General features: G+C 32.5%; 24 protein-coding genes and 1 pseudogene. 15 read left to right on the top strand and 10 right to left on the bottom strand.

Annotation, left to right across the window (positions count from 1 at the left end):
• Positions 1-63 precede the first annotated feature (63 nt).
• The 3 genes from AC13CQ_RS14855 to AC13CQ_RS14845 all read left to right on the top strand — a co-directional run bounded on the left by AC13CQ_RS14855 (position 64) and on the right by AC13CQ_RS14845 (position 2,369).
• On the top strand, positions 64-1,545 hold the full coding sequence (locus AC13CQ_RS14855; RefSeq protein ID WP_474507390.1) for a serine hydrolase: 1,482 nt from the start codon (positions 64-66) through the stop codon (positions 1,543-1,545).
• 273 nt (positions 1,546-1,818) lie between these two features.
• Positions 1,819-2,052: a hypothetical protein gene (locus AC13CQ_RS14850; RefSeq protein ID WP_337900628.1), complete on the top strand. Its 234-nt coding sequence runs from the start codon at positions 1,819-1,821 to the stop codon at positions 2,050-2,052.
• Positions 2,052-2,369 carry a type II toxin-antitoxin system RelE/ParE family toxin gene (locus AC13CQ_RS14845; RefSeq protein WP_474507391.1) on the top strand — a complete coding sequence of 106 codons (318 nt, stop codon included), beginning with the start codon at positions 2,052-2,054 and terminating at the stop codon, positions 2,367-2,369. Before AC13CQ_RS14850 ends, AC13CQ_RS14845 begins: the two co-directional genes overlap by 1 nt.
• A 97-nt stretch (positions 2,370-2,466) precedes the next feature.
• Here the strand turns inward: AC13CQ_RS14845 and AC13CQ_RS14840 are convergent.
• A pseudogene (locus tag AC13CQ_RS14840) lies at positions 2,467-2,634 on the bottom strand (IS1182 family transposase); the annotation flags it as partial.
• Between the two features lie 118 nt (positions 2,635-2,752).
• On the opposite strand from AC13CQ_RS14840, the gene AC13CQ_RS14835 reads away from it, so the two are divergent.
• Entirely contained in the window at positions 2,753-5,134 is a 2,382-nt protein-coding gene (locus tag AC13CQ_RS14835; RefSeq protein ID WP_474507392.1) for a S9 family peptidase, read from the top strand.
• Between the two features lie 204 nt (positions 5,135-5,338).
• On the opposite strand, the gene AC13CQ_RS14830 is transcribed toward AC13CQ_RS14835, so the two are convergent.
• Positions 5,339-5,824, bottom strand: a complete 486-nt coding sequence (locus AC13CQ_RS14830; protein WP_337900624.1) for a monoheme cytochrome C — start codon at positions 5,822-5,824, stop codon at positions 5,339-5,341.
• Position 5,825: 1 nt separating this feature from the next.
• The gene (locus AC13CQ_RS14825) at positions 5,826-7,046 is read right to left on the bottom strand and encodes a sulfite oxidase (protein ID WP_474507393.1); all 1,221 of its coding nucleotides are present in this window, start codon (positions 7,044-7,046) and stop codon (positions 5,826-5,828) included.
• Between the two features lie 126 nt (positions 7,047-7,172).
• Between AC13CQ_RS14825 and AC13CQ_RS14820 the strand changes: the two genes are divergently transcribed.
• Positions 7,173-7,466 carry a DUF6787 family protein gene (locus tag AC13CQ_RS14820; RefSeq protein ID WP_008614689.1) on the top strand — a complete coding sequence of 98 codons (294 nt, stop codon included), beginning with the start codon at positions 7,173-7,175 and terminating at the stop codon, positions 7,464-7,466.
• A gap of 607 nt (positions 7,467-8,073) precedes the next feature.
• A complete protein-coding gene (locus tag AC13CQ_RS14815; RefSeq protein WP_474507774.1) occupies positions 8,074-10,386 on the top strand; it encodes a TonB-dependent receptor in 2,313 nt (770 codons plus the stop codon).
• Positions 10,387-10,572: 186 nt separating this feature from the next.
• On the opposite strand, the gene AC13CQ_RS14810 is transcribed toward AC13CQ_RS14815, so the two are convergent.
• From AC13CQ_RS14810 to AC13CQ_RS14800, 3 genes are all read right to left on the bottom strand, one after another.
• Positions 10,573-10,872 carry a hypothetical protein gene (locus tag AC13CQ_RS14810; RefSeq protein WP_008614683.1) on the bottom strand — a complete coding sequence of 100 codons (300 nt, stop codon included), beginning with the start codon at positions 10,870-10,872 and terminating at the stop codon, positions 10,573-10,575.
• 96 nt (positions 10,873-10,968) lie between these two features.
• Positions 10,969-11,565 (bottom strand): GTP cyclohydrolase I FolE, encoded by a 597-nt coding sequence (gene folE, locus AC13CQ_RS14805; RefSeq protein ID WP_008614680.1) that lies wholly within the window; start codon positions 11,563-11,565, stop codon positions 10,969-10,971.
• Between the two features lie 153 nt (positions 11,566-11,718).
• Positions 11,719-12,570 (bottom strand): hypothetical protein, encoded by an 852-nt coding sequence (locus AC13CQ_RS14800; protein WP_474507396.1) that lies wholly within the window; start codon positions 12,568-12,570, stop codon positions 11,719-11,721.
• Between the two features lie 137 nt (positions 12,571-12,707).
• Here AC13CQ_RS14800 and AC13CQ_RS14795 point away from each other — a divergent pair, with 137 nt between their 5' ends.
• The 9 genes from AC13CQ_RS14795 (at position 12,708) to AC13CQ_RS14755 (ending at position 21,374) form a co-directional block, all read left to right on the top strand.
• Positions 12,708-13,370 carry an ABC transporter ATP-binding protein gene (locus AC13CQ_RS14795; RefSeq protein ID WP_335587837.1) on the top strand — a complete coding sequence of 221 codons (663 nt, stop codon included), beginning with the start codon at positions 12,708-12,710 and terminating at the stop codon, positions 13,368-13,370.
• 141 nt (positions 13,371-13,511) lie between these two features.
• A complete protein-coding gene (locus tag AC13CQ_RS14790) occupies positions 13,512-14,276 on the top strand; it encodes a TIGR02757 family protein (protein ID WP_474507384.1) in 765 nt (254 codons plus the stop codon).
• A 76-nt stretch (positions 14,277-14,352) separates the two neighbouring features.
• Entirely contained in the window at positions 14,353-15,843 is a 1,491-nt protein-coding gene (locus AC13CQ_RS14785; protein WP_474507383.1) for a S10 family peptidase, read from the top strand.
• 380 nt (positions 15,844-16,223) lie between these two features.
• Positions 16,224-18,137 (top strand): BatA domain-containing protein, encoded by a 1,914-nt coding sequence (locus AC13CQ_RS14780; RefSeq protein ID WP_474507382.1) that lies wholly within the window; start codon positions 16,224-16,226, stop codon positions 18,135-18,137.
• Complete coding sequence (locus tag AC13CQ_RS14775) at positions 18,134-19,387, top strand: dihydroorotase (protein WP_474507381.1); 1,254 nt, start codon at positions 18,134-18,136, stop codon at positions 19,385-19,387. The genes AC13CQ_RS14780 and AC13CQ_RS14775 overlap by 4 nt, the downstream gene beginning before the upstream one ends.
• Before the next feature lie 23 nt (positions 19,388-19,410).
• Positions 19,411-19,740 (top strand): membrane protein, encoded by a 330-nt coding sequence (locus tag AC13CQ_RS14770; protein ID WP_008614665.1) that lies wholly within the window; start codon positions 19,411-19,413, stop codon positions 19,738-19,740.
• A gap of 14 nt (positions 19,741-19,754) precedes the next feature.
• Positions 19,755-20,414 carry an alpha/beta hydrolase gene (locus AC13CQ_RS14765; RefSeq protein WP_474507380.1) on the top strand — a complete coding sequence of 220 codons (660 nt, stop codon included), beginning with the start codon at positions 19,755-19,757 and terminating at the stop codon, positions 20,412-20,414.
• A gap of 25 nt (positions 20,415-20,439) precedes the next feature.
• Positions 20,440-20,826 (top strand): SMU1112c/YaeR family gloxylase I-like metalloprotein, encoded by a 387-nt coding sequence (gene gloA2 / locus AC13CQ_RS14760; RefSeq protein ID WP_474507379.1) that lies wholly within the window; start codon positions 20,440-20,442, stop codon positions 20,824-20,826.
• A 131-nt stretch (positions 20,827-20,957) separates the two neighbouring features.
• Positions 20,958-21,374, top strand: coding sequence for a thiol-disulfide oxidoreductase DCC family protein (locus AC13CQ_RS14755; RefSeq protein WP_474507378.1), 417 nt, complete (start codon positions 20,958-20,960; stop codon positions 21,372-21,374).
• Positions 21,375-21,393: 19 nt separating this feature from the next.
• Here the strand turns inward: AC13CQ_RS14755 and AC13CQ_RS14750 are convergent, their stop codons facing one another.
• From AC13CQ_RS14750 to AC13CQ_RS14735, 4 genes are all read right to left on the bottom strand, one after another.
• Positions 21,394-21,723: an L-rhamnose mutarotase gene (locus AC13CQ_RS14750; RefSeq protein WP_474507377.1), complete on the bottom strand. Its 330-nt coding sequence runs from the start codon at positions 21,721-21,723 to the stop codon at positions 21,394-21,396.
• Between the two features lie 151 nt (positions 21,724-21,874).
• Positions 21,875-23,191, bottom strand: coding sequence for an L-fucose:H+ symporter permease (gene fucP, locus AC13CQ_RS14745; RefSeq protein WP_474507376.1), 1,317 nt, complete (start codon positions 23,189-23,191; stop codon positions 21,875-21,877).
• A 54-nt stretch (positions 23,192-23,245) separates the two neighbouring features.
• The gene (locus AC13CQ_RS14740) at positions 23,246-24,040 is read right to left on the bottom strand and encodes an L-fucose dehydrogenase (RefSeq protein ID WP_008614658.1); all 795 of its coding nucleotides are present in this window, start codon (positions 24,038-24,040) and stop codon (positions 23,246-23,248) included.
• 84 nt (positions 24,041-24,124) lie between these two features.
• Positions 24,125-24,940, bottom strand: a complete 816-nt coding sequence (locus AC13CQ_RS14735) for an amidohydrolase family protein (RefSeq protein ID WP_474507773.1) — start codon at positions 24,938-24,940, stop codon at positions 24,125-24,127.

Here is a 24,940-nt window from a genome sequence, read left to right as displayed (position 1 = left end):
TACAGAAAATGGGTTTTTAAACTTTGTGCAAAATTATTATTTGCAGCAAAAACAAAACTCAATATGACAACAAAAATAATCTTAAGCCTTATTATTACTTGCTTGCTTTCTCCAATTTGTAAAGCACAAGCGGACAAAAATTCAGAACTTTATAAAACGATACTATCAAAAGACAGTTTGCTGTTTAATGTTGGATTCAACACTTGCGATATTAAACAGTATGAAAATTTATTAAGCGAAAACTTAAAATTTTATCACGACAAAGATGGAATTTCGGACAAAACAAAATTTCTTTACGACCTAAAAAACGGGCTATGTAAAAGTCCCGAAACACGTCAGGTAAAAAGATTTTTAGTAAAAGAAAGTACAGAGGTTTTTCCGCTTTATAGAAATGGCATTTTATATGGAGCAATTCAAAACGGAGAACATTTATTTTACGAAAGTAAAGAAAGTGAACCAGGTTCTGCAAAGTTCTCAAACATCTGGATGTTGGAAAACGGCGATTGGAAATTAACCACATCCTTAAGTTATGGACATCGGGCATATGAAGTACAAAAAACAGATAACTCTATTTTCGATAACGACAAAGACATTGAAAAATGGTTAAAATCAAACAATATCCCAACTTTAGGAATTGGTGTCATCAATGAAGGTAAACTTCAACAAATAAAAGTATATGGCGACCTTATAGATGGAGAAACCGCACCTTATAATACGATTTTCAATGTAGCTTCTTTAACGAAACCCGTAACCGCAATAGTTGCCTTGAAATTAGTCAGTTTGGGCAAATGGAACTTGGACGAGCCTATTTATAACTATTGGACTGATCCAGACGTTGCAGATGACCCAAGAAATAAAAAACTTACTACAAGGCATATTTTAAGTCATCAAACTGGATTTCCAAATTGGAGATATTCAAATAAATCAAAAAAATTGAATTTTCATTTTGAACCAGGAACACAATATCAATATTCGGGAGAAGGGCTTGAATATTTGAGAAAGGCTTTGGAAAGTAAATTTGGAAAACCTTTAAACCAATTAGCCAAGGAATTAATCTTTGACCCCTTGACAATGACCGACACGCAATATATTTGGAATGATAAGATTGACGAATCTCGATTAGCCGCTGGATATGACAACAAAGGAAATACCTATGAAACAGTTAAAAACAAAACAGCAAATGGTGCTGACGATTTATTGACAACAGTTGAAGATTATGGAAAGTTTTTGGTTAGTGTAATGAACGGTGTCGGACTTTCCGAAAAAGTATTTGAGGATATGGTTACTCATCAAGTTGCAACCAAAAACGGAAAACACTTCGGCCTCGGATTTGAAATTTATGATTTTAAAAATGGAGATTACGCATTATCACACGGTGGAGCAGACAAAGGAGTTCAAACCATTGTTTTCATATTTCCGAAAACAAAAAAAGGATTGATAATCTTCACGAATGTAAATGATGGATATAAAGTTTATGAAAAGATATTAGCTCACTACTTGGGCGAGCAAGGAAAAGAAATATTCGAAATTGAAACAGTAGAATAAAAACTACCGTCAACTACACCAGTAACCAGGTTGCATAAGACATTAATTTTATAAAAACAAGATAGATATAAGCCCTTTTAAGGGCTTTTATTTTACGATCTAATTAAGTTGCACGTTAAAATTAGGCAGCTTAAAACAGCATAAAATGTGTTTTAGTAAAAGCTTTGTAAATATACGAGTCGACCGTTGGTAACAAGCTGAAAGATTCGTTAAACCAAGAAAGATATTGATTGAATTTGATAATTTAGTATCTTTGATAAAAAGAAATTCGAAATGAATATAGAAGCTCGAAAAATAGAATTTATTCAAGAATTCTTAAAACTTCAAAGCGAAGAGACAATTTCCAAGCTTGAGAAAATATTAAAAAAGGAAAAAGATATTTCTGACGAAAGACTTTTTAGACCTATGACCATAGATGAGTTAAACAAACGAATTGACAAATCGGAATCGGATTTTAAAAACAATCGATTTAAAACAAGTTCTGAGCTTTTAACCAAATATGAATAATGAACTTTAAAATTATTTGGTCTGACTTTTCTGAAACTCAACTTGACGAAATTTATGAATATTACGAAAAGAAAGCAAGTTTAAAAGTTGCTACTAAAATTGTAACTGGAATAATTAAAGAATCTGAAAAATTAATAAAAGCATCCCTCATAGGACAAGAAGAAGAATTACTAACAGATAGGGTAATTCAATATCGCTATTTGGTTTTCAAAAATTACAAAATGATATATTCTGTTGATGAACAAAACGGATTTATAAAAATTGCTGATATTTTTGATACACGGCAAAATCCGCCGAAAATGAAACGAACAAAATAAAGCCTGATTGCCAACACCAGTAACCAGGTTGCACAAGCCGTTAATTTTATAAAAACAAGATAGTTTTAAGCCCTTTTAAGGGCTTTTATTTTACGATCTAATTAAGTTGTAAGTTAAAATTAGGCAGCTTAAAACAGCATAAAATGTGTTTTTGAAGAGCTTTTAAAAAAGAAGATGAGCCTTTTAAGCTTCCCACTCCACTTTTAGCATGTTTTTGGATGAACTTCAGATACTTTTTAAGGTTGTAGGCAATGGCAGAAAGCTGCCTATATCAAATTTTTGCTACCTTGCGCAATAGGCACGCCTCATTAGAATGAATTCTATTTTCACCAGTTACTACAAATCATTATATTTGGTTTTTCCTATAAATCATAGCAACTATAATGACAAAAAGTTTCTTTCTAAACCTATTCCTATTAGCTAGTATTAGCTTTATTCAAGCCCAAGAAAACAACAATTCAACCCTTAGTATAAAAGAGATTATGCAAGGTGATGATTTTGTAGGGCATTTACCATCAAATGCTAATTGGTCGGTGGACGGCAAAGCAATTTATTTTGATTGGAATCCAGAAAATGCTTACAGTGATTCTCTGTATGCTTACCGAGTTTCTTTAGAAAAAATTGAGAAAATTCCTTTTGACAAAGCCTATAAATTACCGTCTAATTACGGAACTTTCAACAGTACTAAGTCAAAGAAAATATATAGTAAACATGGGGATGTTTTTATAATTGACATTCCTACTTCAGAAATAACACAAATTACAAATACACAAGATAGAGAAAGCAATGTTCATTATACCAAAAATGAAACGCAAATTGCCTATGTTAGAGATAATAACATTTATACTTGGGATATAGAAACTGGCGTTACTAAACAAATAACAGATTTCAGTACAAAAAAAGAAGAGAAAGAAGACAAAAGAAGTGAAAAAGACGAATGGTTACACCAAGATCAATTAGCTTTATTTGATGTTTTACGGGAACGAAAAGAAAAAAAAGATCAGCAAGAAGTTTTTTATAAAAAAGAAAATCTTAAAAAACCACTTGCTATATACACAGATGGAAAATCTATTTACAATCAGCAAAATAGTCCAGATGGAAAATATGTAAGCTACCTAACAGTAAAACGAGAAGATAGTAAAGGGACTATTACACCGCATTATGTTACCGAATCTGGCTACACAGAAGATCAGAATACACGTTCTAAAGTTGGTGATACTCCAGACACATACGAGTTATTTATCTACGATATCGAAAACAGAAAAACCTATCCTATTGTTTTAGATAACCTAGAAGGATTGGATTACGTTCCAGAATATACTAAAGATTACCCAGATAAAGTTTATAAAAACGACAACCGAATTGGTTATATAAGTGGTCCTATTTGGAACAAAGACGGTAGTAAAGCTGTTTTAGATATTAACACCAATGATTATAAAGACCGCTGGATTGTTCTATTAAATGTAAAAGATGGAACAGTAACTAATTTAGATCATCAACATAATGCAGCATGGATTGCAGGACCTGGCATTGGCGGATATCGTGGTGGAGAGCTTGGCTGGATGCCAGATGAGAAAAGTATTTGGTTTCAATCAGAAAAGTCAGGTTATTCTCACCTTTACACTTTAAATACGGAGACTAAAAAAGCAAAAGCCCTAACTTCAGGAGGGTTTGAAATCTACGATCCTAAAATTTCAAACGATAAAAAGCATTGGTATTTTACTGCAAACAAAACTCATCCTGGCGATCGTCAATTTTACAGAATGCCTTTAAATGGCGGAAAATTAGAGCAACTAACCGATATGGTTGGTAGAAATGATGTAACGCTTTCTCCTGATGAAAAACAAATGGCTATTCTCTATTCTTATGCTAATAAACCAACAGAGTTATTTATAAAAGAAAATCCTGTTTACAGCAAAAATACAACTGCTAAGCAACTAACACATTCTACTACTGATGCTTTTAAAAAGTATAACTGGAAAGACCCAGAAGTAATTACTTTTAAGGCAAATGATGGTGCCGAAGTGCATGCCAGACTCTATAAACCAGCAGAAAGTACTAAAAATAAAGCTGCGGTTATTTTTGTTCATGGTGCTGGATATTTACAGAATGCTCATAAATGGTGGAGTTCTTATTTCCGTGAGTATATGTTTCATAATATTTTAGTAGACAATGGTTATACTGTTTTAGATATTGATTACCGCGGAAGTGCAGGATATGGCAGTAAATGGCGCACAGGTATTTACCGTCATATGGGAGGAAAAGACTTAAGCGACCAAGTAGATGGTGTAGCGTATTTGGTAAAAGAGCTTGGAATTGACAAGGAAAAAGTAGGAATCTACGGAGGTTCTTATGGTGGTTTTATTACGCTTATGGCAATGTTTAACGAAGCTGATACCTTTACTGCAGGCGCTGCAATTCGTTCTGTTGGCGATTGGGCAGCGTATAACCACGGATATACAGCTCGTATTTTAAATACTCCAACAACAGACAGTTTGGCTTATAGAAGAAGTTCTCCTATTTATTTTGCAGAGGGTTTGAAAGGAGATTTACTTATTCTTCATGGAATGGTAGACGACAATGTGCATTTTCAAGATATGGTACGTTTGTCGCAAAGATTAATTGAATTAGGAAAAACCAATTGGGATATGGCAATATATCCAGTAGAAAGACATGGTTTTGTAGAGCCTAGTAGTTGGACAGATGAATATACGAGAATCTATAACTTATTCAATAAAAGTTTACTTGGAATAAACGCGAATTAAATAGAATAAAATAATACTTCCTAACTTTTACATTTATAAAGTTAGGAAGTATTTAATCTCTATTGTTAATATCTGAGTATAAATGCGAGACCTCTTCGTTATAAGAAAAAAGACTAAATATTAACTATCATAAAATAAATAGTTTAAAGAAATAATATTACAAAAATACGTTTACATTAACTTGAACGTGAAAAAACTAAACTTTTACTTCAACTCATACCACTCTTCTACCGTTAAATTTTGACGGCGACCTTTATTTTCTGGTGCGTAGTTTTTAGCCAAATAATCTAAAATTATCGACTCTTGGTCGCCTAAATCCCATAAGTTCTGAGTTTTTTGCATCCATCTAATAGTAGTAAGCCACCCTTCTCGGGTCATACGGTTTTGAGTAACAAGTTTAGCAGAATGGCAATTCGTACAATTATTAATCACCGCTTCTAGTCCGTTTGCTGCTATAAAACCTGTTTCTGTATGAATTCCATCTTTAATTTCTATTTCTGAATTTTCTTCGAGAGAGTCAGCAACTACTTCTTCTGTAGTTATATTCGGACTTTTATCGAATAATTTGGTATCTGGAAAAAGAACTAAAAACATCAAAAAAAATCCGATTCCAAAAAAAGCAATTGTAAACAACGATAAACTTTTGGATAAAACTTTTACTTCTTGTAAAAAACGTTCTTTCTTATCCATACTAACTTACCTTTACTGCTATTCTATGACACGCATTATTTAAATACCCTTTTGGATTCCAACCTGGAAGTACCATTGGCTGACTCTTGCCATTACTATCGGTAGCTCGTGCCCATATTTCATAATAACCAACCTCTGGAAAGGAGGTTTTTGCAGAAAAGTGTTGCCAAGCAAGTCTATTTTTGGGAGCGGTAATTTCACATTCATGCCAAGTGGAACCAAAATCAATTGAATACTCCATTTTAGCAACCTCTAAATCGCCTGCCCAAGCATGACCATTAAAAGATAGTTCCTGACCAAGCTTTAACATAGCTCCTGTTTTAGGATATGTAATTAACGATTTTACAGGCATGGATTCTATAATACACATGTCTTTATCTGCTACCTTTTCTCCGGGCGCCACAGGTTTACAAGGCACACGGTATGCTTGTCCTGTCATTTTTGTGCCATCGTGTACTATATTTCGGATACTTATTCTATTAATCCACTTACCAGAAACCGACGCTGGCCAACCACCAGCAACCAAACGCAAAGGATAACCATGTGCTATTGGAATGGCTTCACCATTCATTTCAAAAGCTATTAAAGTTTCGTCCTCCAAAGCTTTTTTCATAGGGCAACCACGAGAAATTGGTTCTTTATCTGGACTTCTACTTAAATGAATGTCTGCTGCATGATATCCTATATAAACAGCATCCTCTTTAATTTCTACATCTTCCAAAACATCGCGCAATCTAACTCCAGTCCATTCAGCGCAATGCACTGCCCCTAGTCCCCACTGATTTCCTTTTGCAGGCGGATTAAACTCTTTACGCCCATTTCCGCCACACTCCAACGTGAGTTGATAAGTATATTGTTTAAACTTACTTTTTAAATCGTTTAAAGTATAGGTTTTTGTTTTTGAAACAGATTCTCCATCTATGGTAAGCGTCCAATTTTCAACATCAATATTTTCAGGAAGTAACCCATTATTCCTAATAAACATAGCTTTATTAGGCGTAATGTCATCATTCAACAAATGTGCTTTAGATTCTATGTTCCATGGCTTGTCATTCAATACCAGCATTTCTTTATCTTTTTTAAACATTGAAAAAGGATCTGGATCTTGAAGTATTAATGGTTTATATCCCTTCGGCAAATACTTTCCGTAAACAATGGAAGTTCCTGCTGCTAAAGTAGCTGAAGCTAAGATAGTTTTACTGATAAAATCTCTTCGTTGCATGAAAAATGGTTAATTAATAAGGATAAATATAGAAATTCTCATACTGTTATATTTAATTTCATGAGAAATTAACACATGTTTTCTCAAGCTAAGAAATTCATTTATATTTGCAATGAAAATTAATCCATGGAAAAATTAAAAAAGCGCTGGGGTATTACCTCTAATTTTCAGCTAACTATCATTTTTATTGTATTTGCAATAACAGGATCTACAGCTGCTAAAGTTGCTGGTCCAATTACCGAGTACATCGGTTTGCATCCAGATGCGCTTCATCCAATTTTATATTGGATTGTTAGAATCTTGTTAATCTTCCCTATTTATCAAGTATTATTGATTTTCTTTGGGTGGCTTTTCGGACAATTTGCTTTTTTCTGGAATTTTGAAAAAAAGATGTTAAACCGATTAGGAATAAAAATCTAATCATTTGAAGGAAATAAAACACATACTCGTAGGTTTTTTCTCTTTATTGCTAATTTCAGCGATATTGATTCCTTCTGCCCTAAAATTTTCTCACTTTTTTATAGCTCATAGCCATGTTGAGTGTAATGAGCATGTAAAAACACATTTTCACCAATCGGATTTTGAATGTAAGCTATTTAAGTTTCATCATACTCATCAAATAAATTTCACCCCAGAGGAAATTACGTTTACTATTCTTACACTTCCTTCTGAACAAAATTTTAATCACTACTTTCATTTAAGTGAATATCAAACTCTTCATTTTTCACTCCGTGGTCCGCCAACTGCATAAAGTATCTTAAGTTTTTTTCGACTTACAAATAAATATATTCGTTTTAAGAAATGTCAGCATAGAAGATAATGTTGCTACTTATTTCTATAAGATGATAAGATTACTGAGTTACATTCGGTAGTTCAAGAAAAAAACTAACTCATTTTAGAGGAGAGTTACAAAACTAAATCTCGATAAACGAGTAAAAATCCACATTAGAACTATTTATAAAGAATTTTTCCATATTAATTATAGCTTAATTAATAATAGAATTCGGAAAAAGAATAAATCAAATACATGAAAAATACATTAATCTTTATACTCTTATTGAGTATTACATCTATCATAAATGCACAAAATAGTATTGGCGGAACTGTTACAGATGCAACCACAAATAACAAAATTCCCTATGCAACTATTTACCTACCACAATTAGAAAAAGGAACTAGTACTAATGAAGATGGAACTTTTATATTAGAAAGTCTACCCCAGGGCACCTATAAAATTGTAGTATCTTCAATAGGATTTAAAACTTTTTCCAAAGACGTTACGGTAAACGGAGCTATTAAATTAGATGTGCAAATAGCGCCATCTGCAATTGAAATGGAAGAAGTTATAGTCTCTACTCCTTTCCATAAATTGCAAAGTGAAAATGTAATGAAAGTAGAACGACAAAGCATGGAGGAGCTCAAAACCAAAGGAGCCATGACCTTGTCTGACGGAATTACAGATATAAGTGGAGTAGAAAGCGTAAGTACAGGAGTTGGAATAGGAAAACCTGTTATTCGCGGACTGAGTTCCAATAGAGTTTTGGTGTACACTCAAGGCGTGCGCTTAGAGAATCAGCAATTTGGAGGAGAACACGGACTTGGAGTAAATGATGCAGGAATAGAAAGTGTAGAGGTTATAAAAGGCCCTGCTACCCTTCTCTATGGATCTGATGCACTTGGAGGTGTACTCTATCTAAATCCTGAAAAATTTGCAGTCCAGAATAGTACCGAAGGAGATGTAAACGTAAATTACTTTACAAACACCGAAGGAGTTACCGCAAATGGTGGCTTTAAAACATCTGGAGATAAATTAAAATTTTTAGTTCGTGGTGCTTATGGCTCACATGCAGATTATCAAGATGGAAACGGAACATATACCACCAATTCTAGATTTAATGAATATGATTTAAAGTCTGGGTTTGGGTATCAAGGCACTAATTTTAAAACCGAATTACGTTATAATTTTAACCGCTCAAATCTAGGAATTCCTGAAGAAATAGGAGTGCAAAATAGAGACCGAGATCCATTACTTCCTTATCAAGAAATAGACAACCATGTTATAAGTTCTAAAAGCACGCTATTTTTTGATAAAAGTAGCTTAGATATTACTTTAGGTTATGTTGCAAATAACCGTAAAGAATTTGAAGACGAACATCATCACGAGGAGCATGGAGATGAACATGAAGAAGAACATGAGGAGCATGGAGATGAAGAACACGAGGAGCACGAAGACGAACATGAAGAACATGCACATGGAGATGAAGCTGCTTTAAATATGAAACTTCATACCTTGAGTTACAATGTACTTTACCACTTACCAGAAACTGGAAAGTTTGAAACCATTTTTGGAGTACAGGGAATGCATCAAACTAATGAAAACTCTGGAGAAGAAGTTTTAATTCCAGATGCTACAACTGTAGATTTTGGTGTTATGGCTACCACACATTACCACATGAAAAATAGCGATATCCAAATAGGTCTCCGCTATGATACCAGAGATATTGAAGCCAAAGAAACTGGAGATGTAGGTAGTGAATCTTATATCCCAGCACTCAATAGAAACTTTAATAGTTTTAATGCTTCTGCAGGATATAGAGTTACCATAGCTCAAAAAATTATAGCACGTCTTAATCTTGCAACAGGCTTTAGAGCTCCTAATTTGGCAGAGCTAACATCCAATGGCGGACATAGTGGTGCTAATAGATATGAAATAGGAAATGAAGCTCTAAAAAATGAACAGAATTTCCAAACAGACCTCTCTTTAGAATACGGAAATGAACATATTGAGTTCTTTGTAAATGGTTTTTATAATGCAATAAGCGATTATATCTATTTACAACCAACGGGACAATTTATTGATGATGATCCCGTTTATCAATATGTACAAGATGATAGTAATTTATATGGTGGGGAAATTGGTTTTCATTTACATCCACATCCTTTAGATTGGTTGCATTTAGAAAGTAGTTTTGAAACGGTTACTGGTAAGTTAGCCGACTCCAATGTGTATTTACCGCTTATTCCAGCTAATAAACTTTCAAATACATTTAGAGTTGAGTTTGACGGAAAGCAAGTTTCTAACAAATATGCTTTTGTTACCCTACAGAATGTATTTAATAAAAATAATGTTGGGGATTTCGAAACTAGAACTGGTGGATATTCCCTCGTAAATCTAGGTTTTGGAGCAACTATCAAAGCTTACAATCAGCCTTTTAATATTAAACTATCTGCCAATAATCTATTTGATAAAGAATATGTTTCTCATTTATCTAGATTAAAACCTGATGGAATTTACAACATCGGAAGAAATATTAATATTGGAGTAACTGTTCCTTTTTAAAGTAAAATTATTTTGAAATAATTCCCTCAAGTCTATATAGACGGCCCCCGAAGTATTTAATATTAAAAATTCGGGGGTTTTTTATTTTTAACTTTTCTTGATTTTTATGGATAGGCAAAAAGTATAGAAATCCCTTCCTCACCTCTACTCTCGCCACTTTTTTATCTCTCCTTTAGACAAAAAAGATTACGAAGTTACTACTTGAGTGGCTTTATCTTTTTTTATAACATAGGTATAAATCCAAGTTAAAGTAAAGGTTGGAATAATATCTAATCCTGGTACTAACTCTTCTATAAAAGTAATTGCCCCTGCTCCTTGACCAATCCGCCCTTTGTACATACGCGTCATTAACCAACCCGAAATTGGTGCCCAAATAATATCAGAAAACTCTCCAATACCAGGAATTGCATAGGAAACCATTCCAAGCGCATCAAATATCAATCCGATAAAAAGTTTTTTGTATTTATTATCGTCAGAACTAATCATACGGTAATTTTTTATAATTATAGAACAATAAAAATGCCAAAATATTGAATTCATCTTGACTTTTTTTGTTTGAGTGAAAAAGTCAAGATATGTTCTTTATCCTAAATCAGAACTTATTAGCTTAAGAAATTCGTTTCTCGTTTCTATTTTTTCAAACTGACCTCTAAATCCAGAAGTGGTGGTAACAGAATTTTGTTTTTGTACACCACGCATCATCATACACATATGCGATGCTTCTATAACTACTGCTACCCCCTGTGGTTTTAGCGTACTATTAATACATTCTAAAATATCATGTGTTAGTCTTTCTTGAACTTGTAACCTCCGTGCATATACATCTACAATACGTGGTAATTTACTTAGTCCAACAATATAGCCATTAGGGATATAAGCAATATGAGCTTTTCCAAAAAAAGGCAATAAATGATGTTCGCAGAGCGAATATAATTCGATGTCTTTTACAATCACCATTTCATTATAATCCTCTTTAAACATGGCTCCTTTTAGTATTTCAGCAGCATTTTGTTGGTAGCCTTGCGTTAAAAACTGCATCGCTTTAGAAGCTCTTTCAGGAGTTTTTAAAAGTCCTTCTCTAGCCGTATCTTCTCCTATCTCACTTATAATATTTTCATACTGATTACGAATAGTTTCAGTAGTTTCTATATTATATTCTTCAAAAGTTTTGTATGCCATTTAATAATCCTATTATATTTTCAACCTTAAAAATACCCTTTTTTTATGAATATAATCAAATAACCAAAGAACCTTAGGAAAATATAGTTATATATAAATATCGTTATTTTTACTTCATACAAAACTATCTATATTCATTAGACTTTATTAATATTATTCGGAAAATAAAATAGCTTCTTGTTCAAAATAATTACTATCATAGTCATCTTTACCATCTCCAGTAATATTATATGCTGCTATATATGTCCATGAATTTATATCAGGATATATCCAATTAAGCAGTTTATCATTAACAAAAGTATTTTTACTATATAGTTTGTTAAAGTAGGAGTTGATTGTTATAAAATCGTCTACTTGATATACATGAATAATTTCATGTGCTATAACATTTGTTTTATTATTATATACACCATCTATTTTGGTTCTATCATACAATATTGTATATGTATATGCAAAAGCTACATAATTAGCTGGAGAAGTATTTGTTGAGAAAACTAAATTTCCTGTTTTTAGAGAAGTATTAATGTCGAAATCTCCTTTAGTAGCAACGTAGATAGTTCTTCCTAAAGCATATGGCATTACTTTAAAATAAAAGGCTCTTTCACCCTTTTTAGGGTTTAAATGATACTCAAATCGAGTAAAACCAATATTTAAGTGCCAACGCTTCCAAAAATCAATATTTGAAGCTGCATTTTCAGTTATTGAAGTTCCTGCTGCATTAACAAGCTTACTGCTCCAAGCATATAGAGGACTCCCTGTATTGGCATAGCCTTGAATAATGTTTTTACTACCATATATTACAGTACCGCCAATAGCTCCTTGCCAAAGCCCCTTTAAAAAGGCATGTCCTAGTTTTTCATTTTCTTTTTTATTGATAGCCGATCCTATTCCACTAAATAACGAGCTTCCTATAACATTATATGTTATTGCTTTACCATGACTTAAATCTTGAGAACTGACTTTTATTATGGAGAATAAAAATAGCATCAAATAAACTCTTATCATTTTAAATATTTTTCATGTAATTTATTAAAATATTTTATATATATAGACTATATTCTTTATTAAAACATATAATGAATTCTAACATATACTTTTGTTTTAAATACTGAATAAGTACCTTAGCAACTTTAGATAAGTTTATGATAAAAGCTACAAACATTCGTAAAACATTTGGGTCTTTAGAAGTTTTAAAAGGCGTTAATGCTACTATAGATAAAGGAGAAATAATTTCTATTGTCGGGGCTTCTGGAGCTGGTAAAACTACCCTTTTACAAATTTTAGGAACACTAGACAAGCCTGATAAAACTAAAGATTTACAGCTACATATTAACGGTATTGAAGTAAGCAAATTAAATGATAAAGATTTAGCTAAATTTAGAAATGAACACATTGGGTTCATTTTTCAATTTCATCAATTATTGCCAGAATTTACAGCGCTCGAGAATGTTTGCATTCCTGCATTTATAAAGAATACTCCAAAAGATGAAACAGAGAAAAGAGCTAAAGAATTATTGGAATTTTTAGGATTATCTCATAGAGTTAACCACAAACCCAACGAATTATCTGGAGGAGAACAACAACGTGTAGCAGTAGCGAGAGCATTAATAAATAGCCCATCTATTGTTTTTGCTGATGAACCCAGTGGAAATTTAGATTCTGAAAGTGCCGACAGACTTCATAATCTTTTCTTTGAATTAAGAGATAAATTCGGACAAACATTTGTTATTGTAACCCATAATGAAGAATTGGCAGATATGGCAGACAGAAAGTTAACCATGGTTGATGGAGATATTGTTAAGTAATTAGCGTTTCAGTGTTCAGTAAGCTGTATTTAATGAAGCAAAAGGACAAAGTTTCTAAACATAATATTCTTCACCTTTACCTTTTTAACTTTATAAACTTTCATACTTTCAACTTTCAACTTTACAACATATATATAACCTTTGAAACAATCCGAATTAAAAGAGTTTTTAGACGAAAAAGCATCATTTTACAATAATCTTGATTTTATTGAAAGCGACCCTATTCAGGTTCCGCACTCTTTTCATCAAAAAGAGGACATAGAAATTTCAGGATTTTTAGCAGCTACCATCGCTTGGGGAAACCGAAAAAGTATTATTAAAAATGCTCATAAAATGATGGATTTTATGGGGAATACACCATACGATTTTGTTATCAATCATTCAGAAGAAGATTTAAAAAAGCTTCTTCCTTTTGTACATCGTACATTTAATGGTCATGATTTTATTCAGTTTATAAAAAGCTTACAGCATATTTATAACACTTATGGTGGGATGGAAACTATTTTTAGAGAAAACGCTTCAAACACTTCTCTACAGCCTGCCATTACTGCTTTTAAAAATGTTTTCTTTGAAATAGAACATCTCCCAAGAACTCAAAAACACGTTTCTAATCCGTTAAAAGGCTCGTCGGCAAAGCGTATTAACATGTTTTTACGATGGATGGTAAGACAAGATACCCGTGGAGTTGATTTCGGAATTTGGAAAAATATCTCTCCTGCGCTCCTCTCCTGCCCACTAGATGTACATTCTGGAAATGTAGCGAGAAAGCTAGGGCTTTTAAAACGAAAACAAAATGACGCAAAAGCACTGGCAGAACTAGATTTAAGTCTAAGAAAGTTAGACTCCAAGGATCCTGTTAAATATGATTTTGCACTATTCGGTCTCGGAGTTTTCGAAAAGTTTTAAGTTAATGCTGAAAAGAAGAATTCATTACTCTTCTTTTTTTCTTATTTTAGTTTCTTAATTAAAAATCCTCTATTACATGTTGAAAAATTTACTTTCGATTTGCATGTTTTTCTGCTGCATTTCAATAATCAATTCTCAGAAATTAAAACTTCCTTCCGATTCTATTGTCTCGACTAAACATCAGGTTTCAATAAATGGAAAAAAGATAAGTTACCAAGCTAACACAGGTACTTTACAAGTTTGGGATGATGAAGGAAACGAAATAGCAACCCTTTTTCATACGTATTATTTCCGAACAGATATAGATGACAACACAACAAGACCCCTTGTAATATCTTTTAACGGAGGTCCAGGTTCGGCTTCTGTTTGGATGCATATTGCTTATACGGGACCTAAAGTCTTAAATATTGATGATGAAGGATACCCAATTCAACCTTATGGCGTAAAAGACAATCCTAATTCTATTTTGGATGTTGCAGATATTGTCTATGTAAATCCTGTAAATACTGGATATTCTAAAATGATAGCCGACAAAGAGGGGAAATATCCAGATAAAGAAAAGTTCTTCGGAATTAATGCTGATATTAGATATTTAGCCGATTGGATTACGTCTTTTGTTACTAGAAATAACCGTTGGAGATCTCCTAAATATATTATTGGAGAAAGTTATGGAGGAACTCGTGTAGCTGGATTGTCATTAGCGTTGCAGGAAAGAGAATGGATGTATTTAAACGGTGTAATTATGGTTTCTCCAGCAGATTATAAAGTCTTAGATGGTGAAAACCCTGTAGCTAAAGCAATAAACTTACCTTATTATGCTGCTACCGCATGGCATCAAAAAGCCTTAACCGCCGATTTACAACAAAAAGATTTGTTGGAGGTTTTACCAGAAGTAGAAGACTTTACTGTAAATACTCTTATTCCAGCCATTTCTAAAGGTGGTTCTTTATCGAAAACAGAAAAAGAAGCGGTTGCCAAACAAATGTCCAAATACTCAGGATTATCAGAAGAGTCCATCCTTCAACACAATTTAGTAGTTCCTACCTCTTTTTTTTGGAAAGAACTTTTAAGAGATAAGAGTTTTACTGTAGGGAGATTGGATTCTCGCTATTTAGGAATTGATAAAATGGATGCTGGTAACAGACCAGATTACAATGCAGAATTAACTTCGTGGTTACACTCCTTTACTCCTGCTATAAATTATTATTTACAGGAAGAACTAAATTTCAAAACTGATATTCCTTATAAAATGTTTGGGAATGTTCATCCATGGAATAAAGAAAATGACAATACTAGAGAGAATCTTAGACAAGCAATGGCAGAAAATCCATACTTAAATGTTTTATATCAAGTAGGATATTATGATGGAGCTTGTACTTATTTTAATACGAAATATAGTATGTGGCAAATGGATCCTTCGGGAAGAATGAAAGATAGAATCCAATTTAAAGGTTACCGAAGCGGACACATGATGTACCTTAGAAAAGAAGATTTAAAAACGGCTAACGACGATATTAGAGCGTTTATACTTTCTACTTCCAATCAAGGAAAAGCTGCTAAGTATTAAATTTTAACAACTAAAACAAAAACGAGAGGTCTAAAAAGTAATTATATTCCAAATGTCATCCTGAGCTTGTTGAAGGGACCTTTTGAGTGTTAGTTGTTTAAAACTTCGACAAGCTCAGTTTGACAACTACAAATTATTTTTTAGACCTCTCGTTTCTTTTTAAAAAGATTACTTTTTTGTTTCAGATGAAAAAATACAAGATAAAAATCTAATTTACAATTACTTATAAAGTAAACTAAAGAATCATTACCTTTTAAAACTTTCGCCTTGTTTATTTCCTTTTATAGAGGCAATTACTTTGTCTATAATAAATCCATCCATGAGGGTTTCAAGAATACTTCTTTAATTGTATCTTTGATTTGAAATTATAACTAAAAGGAATGCAGTTTAAACATCCAGAAATTCTTTGGGCTCTTTTTCTACTTATCATTCCTATTATTATTCACTTATTCCAACTCCGTAAATTCCAAAAAGAAGCATTTACCAACGTTGCTTTTTTAAAACAATTAAATTTACAAACCCGTAAAAGTTCACAACTAAAAAAGTGGCTTGTTTTATTAACTAGATTATTAGCTTTAGCTTCAGTAATTATAGCCTTTACAGAACCTTACTTTGCTAATAGAAATATTAAGACTACCGCAAAAGAAACTGTAATTTACCTAGACAATTCTTACAGCATGGAATTAAAAGGAAGTCATGGTACCTTACTTCAAGAATCTATTAATCAGTTAATTAAAAACATTCCAGAAACAGAAGTGTTTTCTTTATTTACTAATACTGATAGTTATAAAGATGTAAAAATTACAGCTATTAAAAATGAGCTTTTAACCGATTCTTATTCTTCCACTCAATTAGAACTCAATGAAGTTTTTCTAAAAGGAAATCAATTATTTTCTGATAAAAATACTATTAAAGACTTTATCCTTTTATCTGATTTTCAACAGCGTGAGCCTTTTAAAATTGATTCTAAAGAAGATGAAACTCTATATTTTGTTCAGCTACAACCTTCAGAAAAAAACAATATAGCAATAGATAGCGTTTATATTGACAAGAAAGAATTGTCAACCTACGAATTGAAAGTACAGGTTTCAAAAAACTATCCAGTAGATAATCTTCCTATAGCCTTGTATGATGGTGATAAATTAATAGCTAAAACTGCCGTTACCTTTGAAAACAACCTTGGAACCGCCATTCTTTCTGTTCCGTCAGGAAATCTAAAAGGGAAAATTAGTATTGAAGATAATGGTTTACAATATGATAATAGCTTATACTTTTCCATAAATAAAAATGACAATATAAATGTATTAGCTATTAATAATGCTGATGACAATTTTTTGAAAAAAATCTTTACAGAAGATGAATTTAACTACACCAACACTCCTACAAATGCTATAGATTACAATAGTATTCAGCAACAAAATTTAATTGTTTTAAATGAGTTAAAAGTTATTCCAAACTCGTTAATAACAACTCTTTTAGAAGTTAAAAAACAAGGGGCTAGTATTTTAATAATCCCTTCAGTAGAAACAGATTTAAATACTTATAATCAGTTGTTTAAAAACATATCAAACACATCTATAGTTTCTTTAAATAAAAAAGAAAAACAAATTACCACCATTGCATTTGACCATCCTTTATTTAAAAATGTTTTTGATGCTAAAGTCACCAATTTTCAATATCCAAAAACCAAAATCTCTTATAGCTTGTTAAGAACTAATGAAAATGTAATTTCCTATACAGATAACACTCCTTTTTTAGCCGAAAATAATGGGATTTATATTTTTACTTCTCCATTAAATAAGGAGGTAGGAAATTTTCAAAATTCCCCGCTCATTGTACCTACTCTTTATAATATAGCAAAGCAAAGTTTAGCCCTTCCAAATCTATATTATACAATTGGAAAGAATATCACTTTTGATGTAAAGGCAAAACTTACCTCCGACGAAATTCTAACTATAGAAAATAAAAATACCTCATTTATACCGCTGCAACAAACTTACAGTAATCATATTAGCATTACTACTACCAATTTACCTAAAGAAGCGGGCGTGTACACCATTACAAAAAATAAAGAGGAGTTTATGGACGTAAGCTTTAATTTCAGTAGAAAAGAAAGCGAACTGAATTATCTAGATATCAATACAATTACTCCTAAAAATACCTTTTCTAATATTCCAGACGCATTTAAAAATATAAAAAGTGAAAACAATGTCGATGAGCTTTGGAAATGGTTTGTTATTTTTGCATTGGTATTTTTATGTATCGAACTGCTCATTCTAAAATATTTTAAATGAATATCCTTCTAAAGTCGGCTAAAATAATAGCTCCAAACAGCGAATATCATCAGCAAATAAAAGACATTCTTATTAAGGATGGAATTATCTCTAAAATTGATAACTCCATTGCTACTGATAAGGACACAAAAGTTATATCTTATGATAATCTTCATGTTTCTGAAGGTTGGTTTGATAGCAGTGTGAGTCTTGGTGAGCCTGGACATGAAGAACGAGAAACTATTGAAAACGGACTAAAAACGGCTGGTTTAAGTGGTTTTACTGGAATTGCGGTTAATCCAAATGCATATCCAATTGCAGACACCAATGCCGATATAGGATTTTTAAAAGCAAAAGCATCTGGAAATGCAACCAATTTATATCCTATAGGAGCGCTAACAATAAAGAGTGAAAGTGTGGATTTGGCAGAGCTTTTTGATATGAAAAATGCAGGAGCAGTAGCTTTTGGCGATTATCAACAACCTATTAGCAATCCTAACTTACTTAAAATTGCTTTACAATACACTCAAAATTTTAACGGACTAGTACTCTCCTTTCCGCAGGAAAATAAAATTGCAGGAAAAGGAATCGTTAATGAAGAGGCAAATGGTACAAAACTAGGACTAAAAGGAATACCAGCTTTAGCAGAAGAATTACAAATAGCACGCGACTTATTTATATTAGAATACTCGGGCGGAAAACTACACATCCCTACTATTTCCACTGCTAAATCGGTTAGCCTTATAAAAGACGCTAAAGCTAAAGGATTGGATGTTACATGCAGTGTTGCCATACATAATTTAATCCTAACCGATGATGCATTAATCGAGTTTGACACAAATTATAAAGTATTACCTCCATTACGTACTCAAAAAGACACAGAAGTCTTAATTAAAGCCTTAAAAGAAGGAATAATCGACTTTGTAACCTCAGACCATAACCCGTTAGATACAGAGTTGAAAAAGGTAGAATTTGACCATGCCGCTTATGGTACTATAGGTTTAGAAAGTGCTTTTGGAGCCTTACAAACAGTAGTTTCTACAGAAAAGGCAATTGAACTTTTAACAAGTGGGAAATTGAGATTTGGGATTCCTTCTGAAAAAATAAAAGTAGGAAGTAATGCAAATCTGACACTTTTTAATCCTGATGAAACCTATACCTTTGAGAATAACCATATCCTTTCTACTTCTAAAAACAGTGCATTTTTAGGCGAAAATTTAAAAGGAAAAGTTTATGGAATACTAGCTAATAATCAATTATTAGTTAAATAACCTTATATATAAATCAAAATAGAATGGAAATCAAACCAGAACGCGAAGGCAAAACAGCAGCTATTATTGGGTATTTAATGTTAGTTGGTGCTATAATTGCCATTTTTCTAAATTTAGAAAAGCAAAATCCTTTTGCACGCTTTCATATCCGTCAAGGTTTTGGTTTAAGCCTTATGTTTATTTCAATTGGATATGTAATAAGCTATTTTAATTCCTGGATGATTTCTTCTGCTTTCTATCTTTGTATTTCTATTCTATGGATTTACGCTTTTATAGGAATGCTTCAAGAAAAATATTCTGAAGTTCCAGTAATAGGAAAGTATTTCCAACAGTGGTTTACATTTATTAAATAATTAAAATTCGCAATTTGCAAACACAAACACTTTCATTACATCATATAATAAGAGCTCCTAAAGCGCAAAGTGAAAATTCTCCAGTGTTATTTATGTTCCATGGTTATGGGAGCAATGAGGAAGATTTATTTTCTTTTGCTTCAGAATTACCCGACGAACTTTTTATAATTTCTGTAAGGGCTCCACAGGATTTAATGCCTTATGGTCATGCTTGGTACGCTATTCATTTTGATGCCGAAGATGGAAAATGGAGCGATGATGCACAAGCAATTCAATCAAGAGAATTAATAGCAAATTTTATTGATGAGGCTTGTAATGCCTATAAATTGGATGCTACTAATGTTACATTATTAGGCTTTAGTCAAGGAGCTATTTTAAGTTATGCCGTTGCCTTGTCTTACCCAGAAAAAGTGAAAAATATAATTGCTTTGAGTGGTTATGTAAACCAAAGTATTATTACTGAAGATTATAAAGATAAAGATTATACCAATATAAGTTTTTATTGCTCCCACGGAAGTGTAGACCAAGTAATTCCTGTAGACTGGGCACGTAAAACAGCTCCTTTTTTAGAGACCTTACAAATTAAACATATATATGAAGAATTCCCTGTAGGTCATGGTGTTGCTCCACAAAACTTCTATTCATTACTAAATTGGTTGAAAGAGCGAATTTAAAAAGGAAACAATTATCGGATAAATTATGCTAAGTAAAATTCATCATATCGCTATTATTTGTTCTGATTACAAAGTCTCTAAGCATTTTTATACCGAAGTTTTAGGTTTAACTATTCTACAAGAAGTATATAGAAAAGAACGTAATTCTTACAAATTGGATTTAGCACTAAATGGAAGTTACATAATAGAATTATTCTCCTTCCCTAACCCACCAAATAGGGTTTCTAGACCAGAAGCTACAGGACTTCGGCATTTAGCTTTCCAAGTTGAAAATATAGACATTTCCATTAAGAAATTACATCAACATAAAATTACAACCGAAGCGGTAAGAGTGGATGAATTTACTGGAAAGCGATTTACTTTTTTTTACGACCCCGATAATTTACCTATTGAATTATACGAAGTTTCCTAATTGCATTATTCAGAATAGTATCTTTGTTATAAACACTTCAGAAAGTGTACTTAAGATATTGAATAGGACAATAAAAAATCAATACAAAAATCGGAAGATTCAAATCTCAATTATTGAGGAAAACGGAAACAATGGAACTAGAAAGCGGAAAAAAAATAATTTTATTTGACGGAGTATGCAATTTATGCAACCGCAGTGTGCAGTTTGTTATAAAGAGAGACTCAAAAGACGTTTTTAGGTTTGCCTCTTTACAAAGCGATTTAGGAAAAAAGCTTTTAGCAGAAAGAAATATCAATCCGCAAGAAACAGATTCTATTGTACTAATAGATCCAAATGTAGCATATTACACAAGGTCTTCTGCAGCCATAGAAATTGCAAAGGAATTGGGAGGGCTTTGGAGCTTAATTAGTGCTTTTAATTACATTCTTCCAGAAAACATTCGAGACTCTATTTATGGTTTCATTGCTAAAAATCGCTATAAATGGTTCGGAAAGAAAGATGAATGCCCGCTTCCAACACCTGAACAGAAAAGAAAGTTTATTGAGTAGGCTGACTAATTCTGAAGAATTAAAGTTCGAAAATCTTATCCATTAATACCCATTTTTCTCCTGGCTTGGCGAAAGGTAATTTTTGCTGATAATTCCACATTAATTCTTCCCATTTTTGCTCTATTGGGTTTTCTGGATTTCCGATTGTATCTTTTTCAATTGAAAAATCATTAGATACGCTTACTAACATAAAAAGACGATTTCCAACATGAAATATTTCCATATTTTTTACTCCAGATTCTTTTATGGATTGTAAAACCTCAGGCCATACGTTTTGATGATGTTGAATGTATTCTTGAATTTCCTCAGAATCATCTTTCAAGTCTAGCGCGAATGCATATTTTTTCATATTCCACTTACTAATTACTCTTTAAATTTAAGAGAAAGCATAACAGATTTTTCTTCCAATATCAATCCGTTTCCCCCTATTCTTTCATAATTTTCAACCTTTCAACCTTTCAACTATCAACTATCAACTATCAACCATTAACTATTAACTATCAACCATTAACTTCATAAACTCCCTGTTTAGTTATCCAGAAACCATAACTAATAATATAAACAAAGCACACTAATGGCAGTATAAAAGAGATATTTACTTCAGGAAAGCCCATAATTTGAATATCGTTTACGGCGTTCCCTCCAATATCTATTACCATTCCTTGAAATGCAGGCATCAAAGCACCTCCTACAATAGCCATAACCAAACCTGCAGCTCCTATTTTGGATTCATCTTCCGATAATCCATCCAAAGCAATTCCGTAAATAGTAGGAAACATTACAGACATACAAAATGAAACGCCCACCAAGGACATCAATCCAAATTCCCCTCTGCTAAAAATTGTTCCCAGCGTGCAAAAAACGGCTAGTACTCCAAAATACATCAACAATTTAGAAGGGGTTATATACTTTAGCATCCATGTTCCAACAGCTCTACCACCAAGAAAAAGTGCAAAAGCTACAAATTGATAATTGGCTGCTACTTCACTTTTCATTCCGATAGCTTCAGCATATTGATAAATATAAGTCCAACACATAATTTGGGCTCCTACGTAAAACATTTGAGCTATTACACCCAATACATATTTTTTATTTTCGAAAAGTTTCCTAAAAGTATCTCCAATACTAGGTATTTTCCCTTCTCCTTTAGCTTGAGGCATTTTACTGACAAGAATAATAAAAAAGACAATTAAAATAGTAAACCCAAGTACCACATACGGATTTCTAATGACCATTAAATCGGAGGTTCTAATGAAGGCTTTTTTTGCTTCTGCCAGCGAATTGAAATTTTCCAAATCATCCGACTCTAACTTTTTCAATACAAATTGTTGCGCTACTAAAAGTCCGAGCAATAAGCCTACTGGATTAAATACTTGTGCTAGGTTTAACCGTCTAGTAGCAGTTTCTTTACTTCCCATTGCCAAAATATATGGATTGGCAGTAGTTTCTAAAAAAGCCAATCCAAAAGTGAGTATGTATAAACCCAAACAAAAAAACCAAAATTTTTCTGTAGTTGCGGCTGGATAAAACATTAGCGCCCCCACAGCATATAAACCTAAACCAATTAAGACTCCCGTTTTATACGAATACTTTCTTACAAATAATGCAGCTGGCAATGCCATACAAAAATAGCCTCCATAAAATGCCATTTGTACTCCAGCGGCTTGCGAATTAGACAGTTCTAAAACTTTTTTAAAAGCTTGAACCATAGGGTCTGTTACCGAGTTTGCAAATCCCCACAAAGCAAAAAGGGAGGTTATTAAAATAAAAGGCAGTAAAAACTTTTTACTTACCACGGGTGTTTTATCTGCTTTCATTAATTTATGTTTATGGCTTTTATTGGTTAAAATATCATCTTAATAAATTTGATTTCATAAGATTGAAGGCTTTATTGCACGATCCAAGTGTGTATATCCGCCATCAACATATAAAAGTTGTCCTGTAGTATGACTTGATTTAGAAGAAAGTAAAAAAACTGCTGTGTTTGCAATTTCCTCAGGGGTTGTCATCCGATTTTCTAGAGGAATATTATTAGTAATTTCTTTTAGTTTCTCTTTGGGATTTGGTAATGAATTGAGCCATTTTTTATATAAAGGAGTATAACTTTCAGCAACAATAATAGCATTCACTCTAATTCTATAGGGTAATAATTCTACCGCCCACTCTCGTGTTAAAGCATTTCTCCCCCCATTAGAAGCCGCATATCCAGATGTTCCTCCTTGCCCTGTTAACGCTACTTTAGAGCTTATATTTACAATTGCTCCTTGGTTTTTTTTGAGTTCTGGCAAACAATAGTGCGCCATCATATAATAATGTGTTAGACTTTTATTAATAGAATTTAAAAAACTCTCATAATCGCCATTTTCAAGTGATACTCCATCATTAACACCAGCATTATTTACTAATCCATGTATAGCTCCATAAGTTTTGATTACATAAGAAACAGCTTTTTTACAGGCATCAGGATTGGTTAATTCTGCTAAAGCATAATCAACTTTCCCTCCATTATCTTTAATTTCTTGAACTGATTTTAAAACATCTTTTTCCGTACGTCCAACAATAATTGGAAACGCCCCTTCTTTAGCTAAAACCTTGCAAATTCCTAAGCCAATTCCCTTATCGCCGCCTGTTACTATAATAATTTTATCCTTTAGTTCTAAATCCATCTTTTCAATCCTTTAAAGTTCTTATTTCTGTAAAACTTCTTCGTTGTTCAAAACTTATCACTTTTCCTACTTCTTATAAATTAATTATATTTTATAAAATCTTATGGCATTCCCTCCTAGTATCATTTTTAGTTGCTGTTTATCATAATAATTGGTTATAATTTTTAATACTTCATTATACGATGCCGCAACCAAGCACACTGGCCAATCAGAACCAAATAGAAGTCTTTCTGTTCCAAATGCAGAAGTTACCACCTCTAAAAAGACTTTAAAATTATCTGGTTCCGGTTTAAAGCCATCTGTTTCTGTTACTAAGCCAGAAACTTTGCAAAAAACATTCTTATTTTTTGATAATTCTTTGATCTGATTTTCCCAATTCTCATCAATTCCATTAGAAATAGCAGGCTTTGCTATATGATCCAATACAAATTTTTGATATGGAAAATTAGTAGTCAACATAATAGCTTCATTTAATTGATGTGGTTTAATCAATAAATCGTATGTCAACCCTAATTTAGACAAAGCTTTTATTCCTCGCTGAAATTCTTCTTTCAACATAAAACCATCAGGTTCTGCTTGCAGAATATGTCGAACTCCTTTAAATTTTTTATATTTTGAAAAATTTAATAATCTTTCTTCCACATTATGCTTTTGCATGTCTACCCAGCCAACAACCCCTTTTATAAAGTAATTTTGCGCTGCAAGTTTTAATAAAAAAATTGTTTCCTCTTCAGACTGGTCTGCTTGTATAGCTACACAGCCATCCATTCCATTATTTTCTAAAACAGGCTTTAAATCGGAAGGCATAAAATCCCTTCGGATGCACTTCATATCATCTACTATCCAACTATCTCTATCTGGATTATACTTCCAAAAATGTTGATGACTATCAATGTACAT

The organism is Galbibacter sp. L-19, assembly GCF_056857615.1.
Note: the sequence above shows the minus strand (reverse complement) of the source record. Positions and strands in the feature narration are given on the sequence as shown.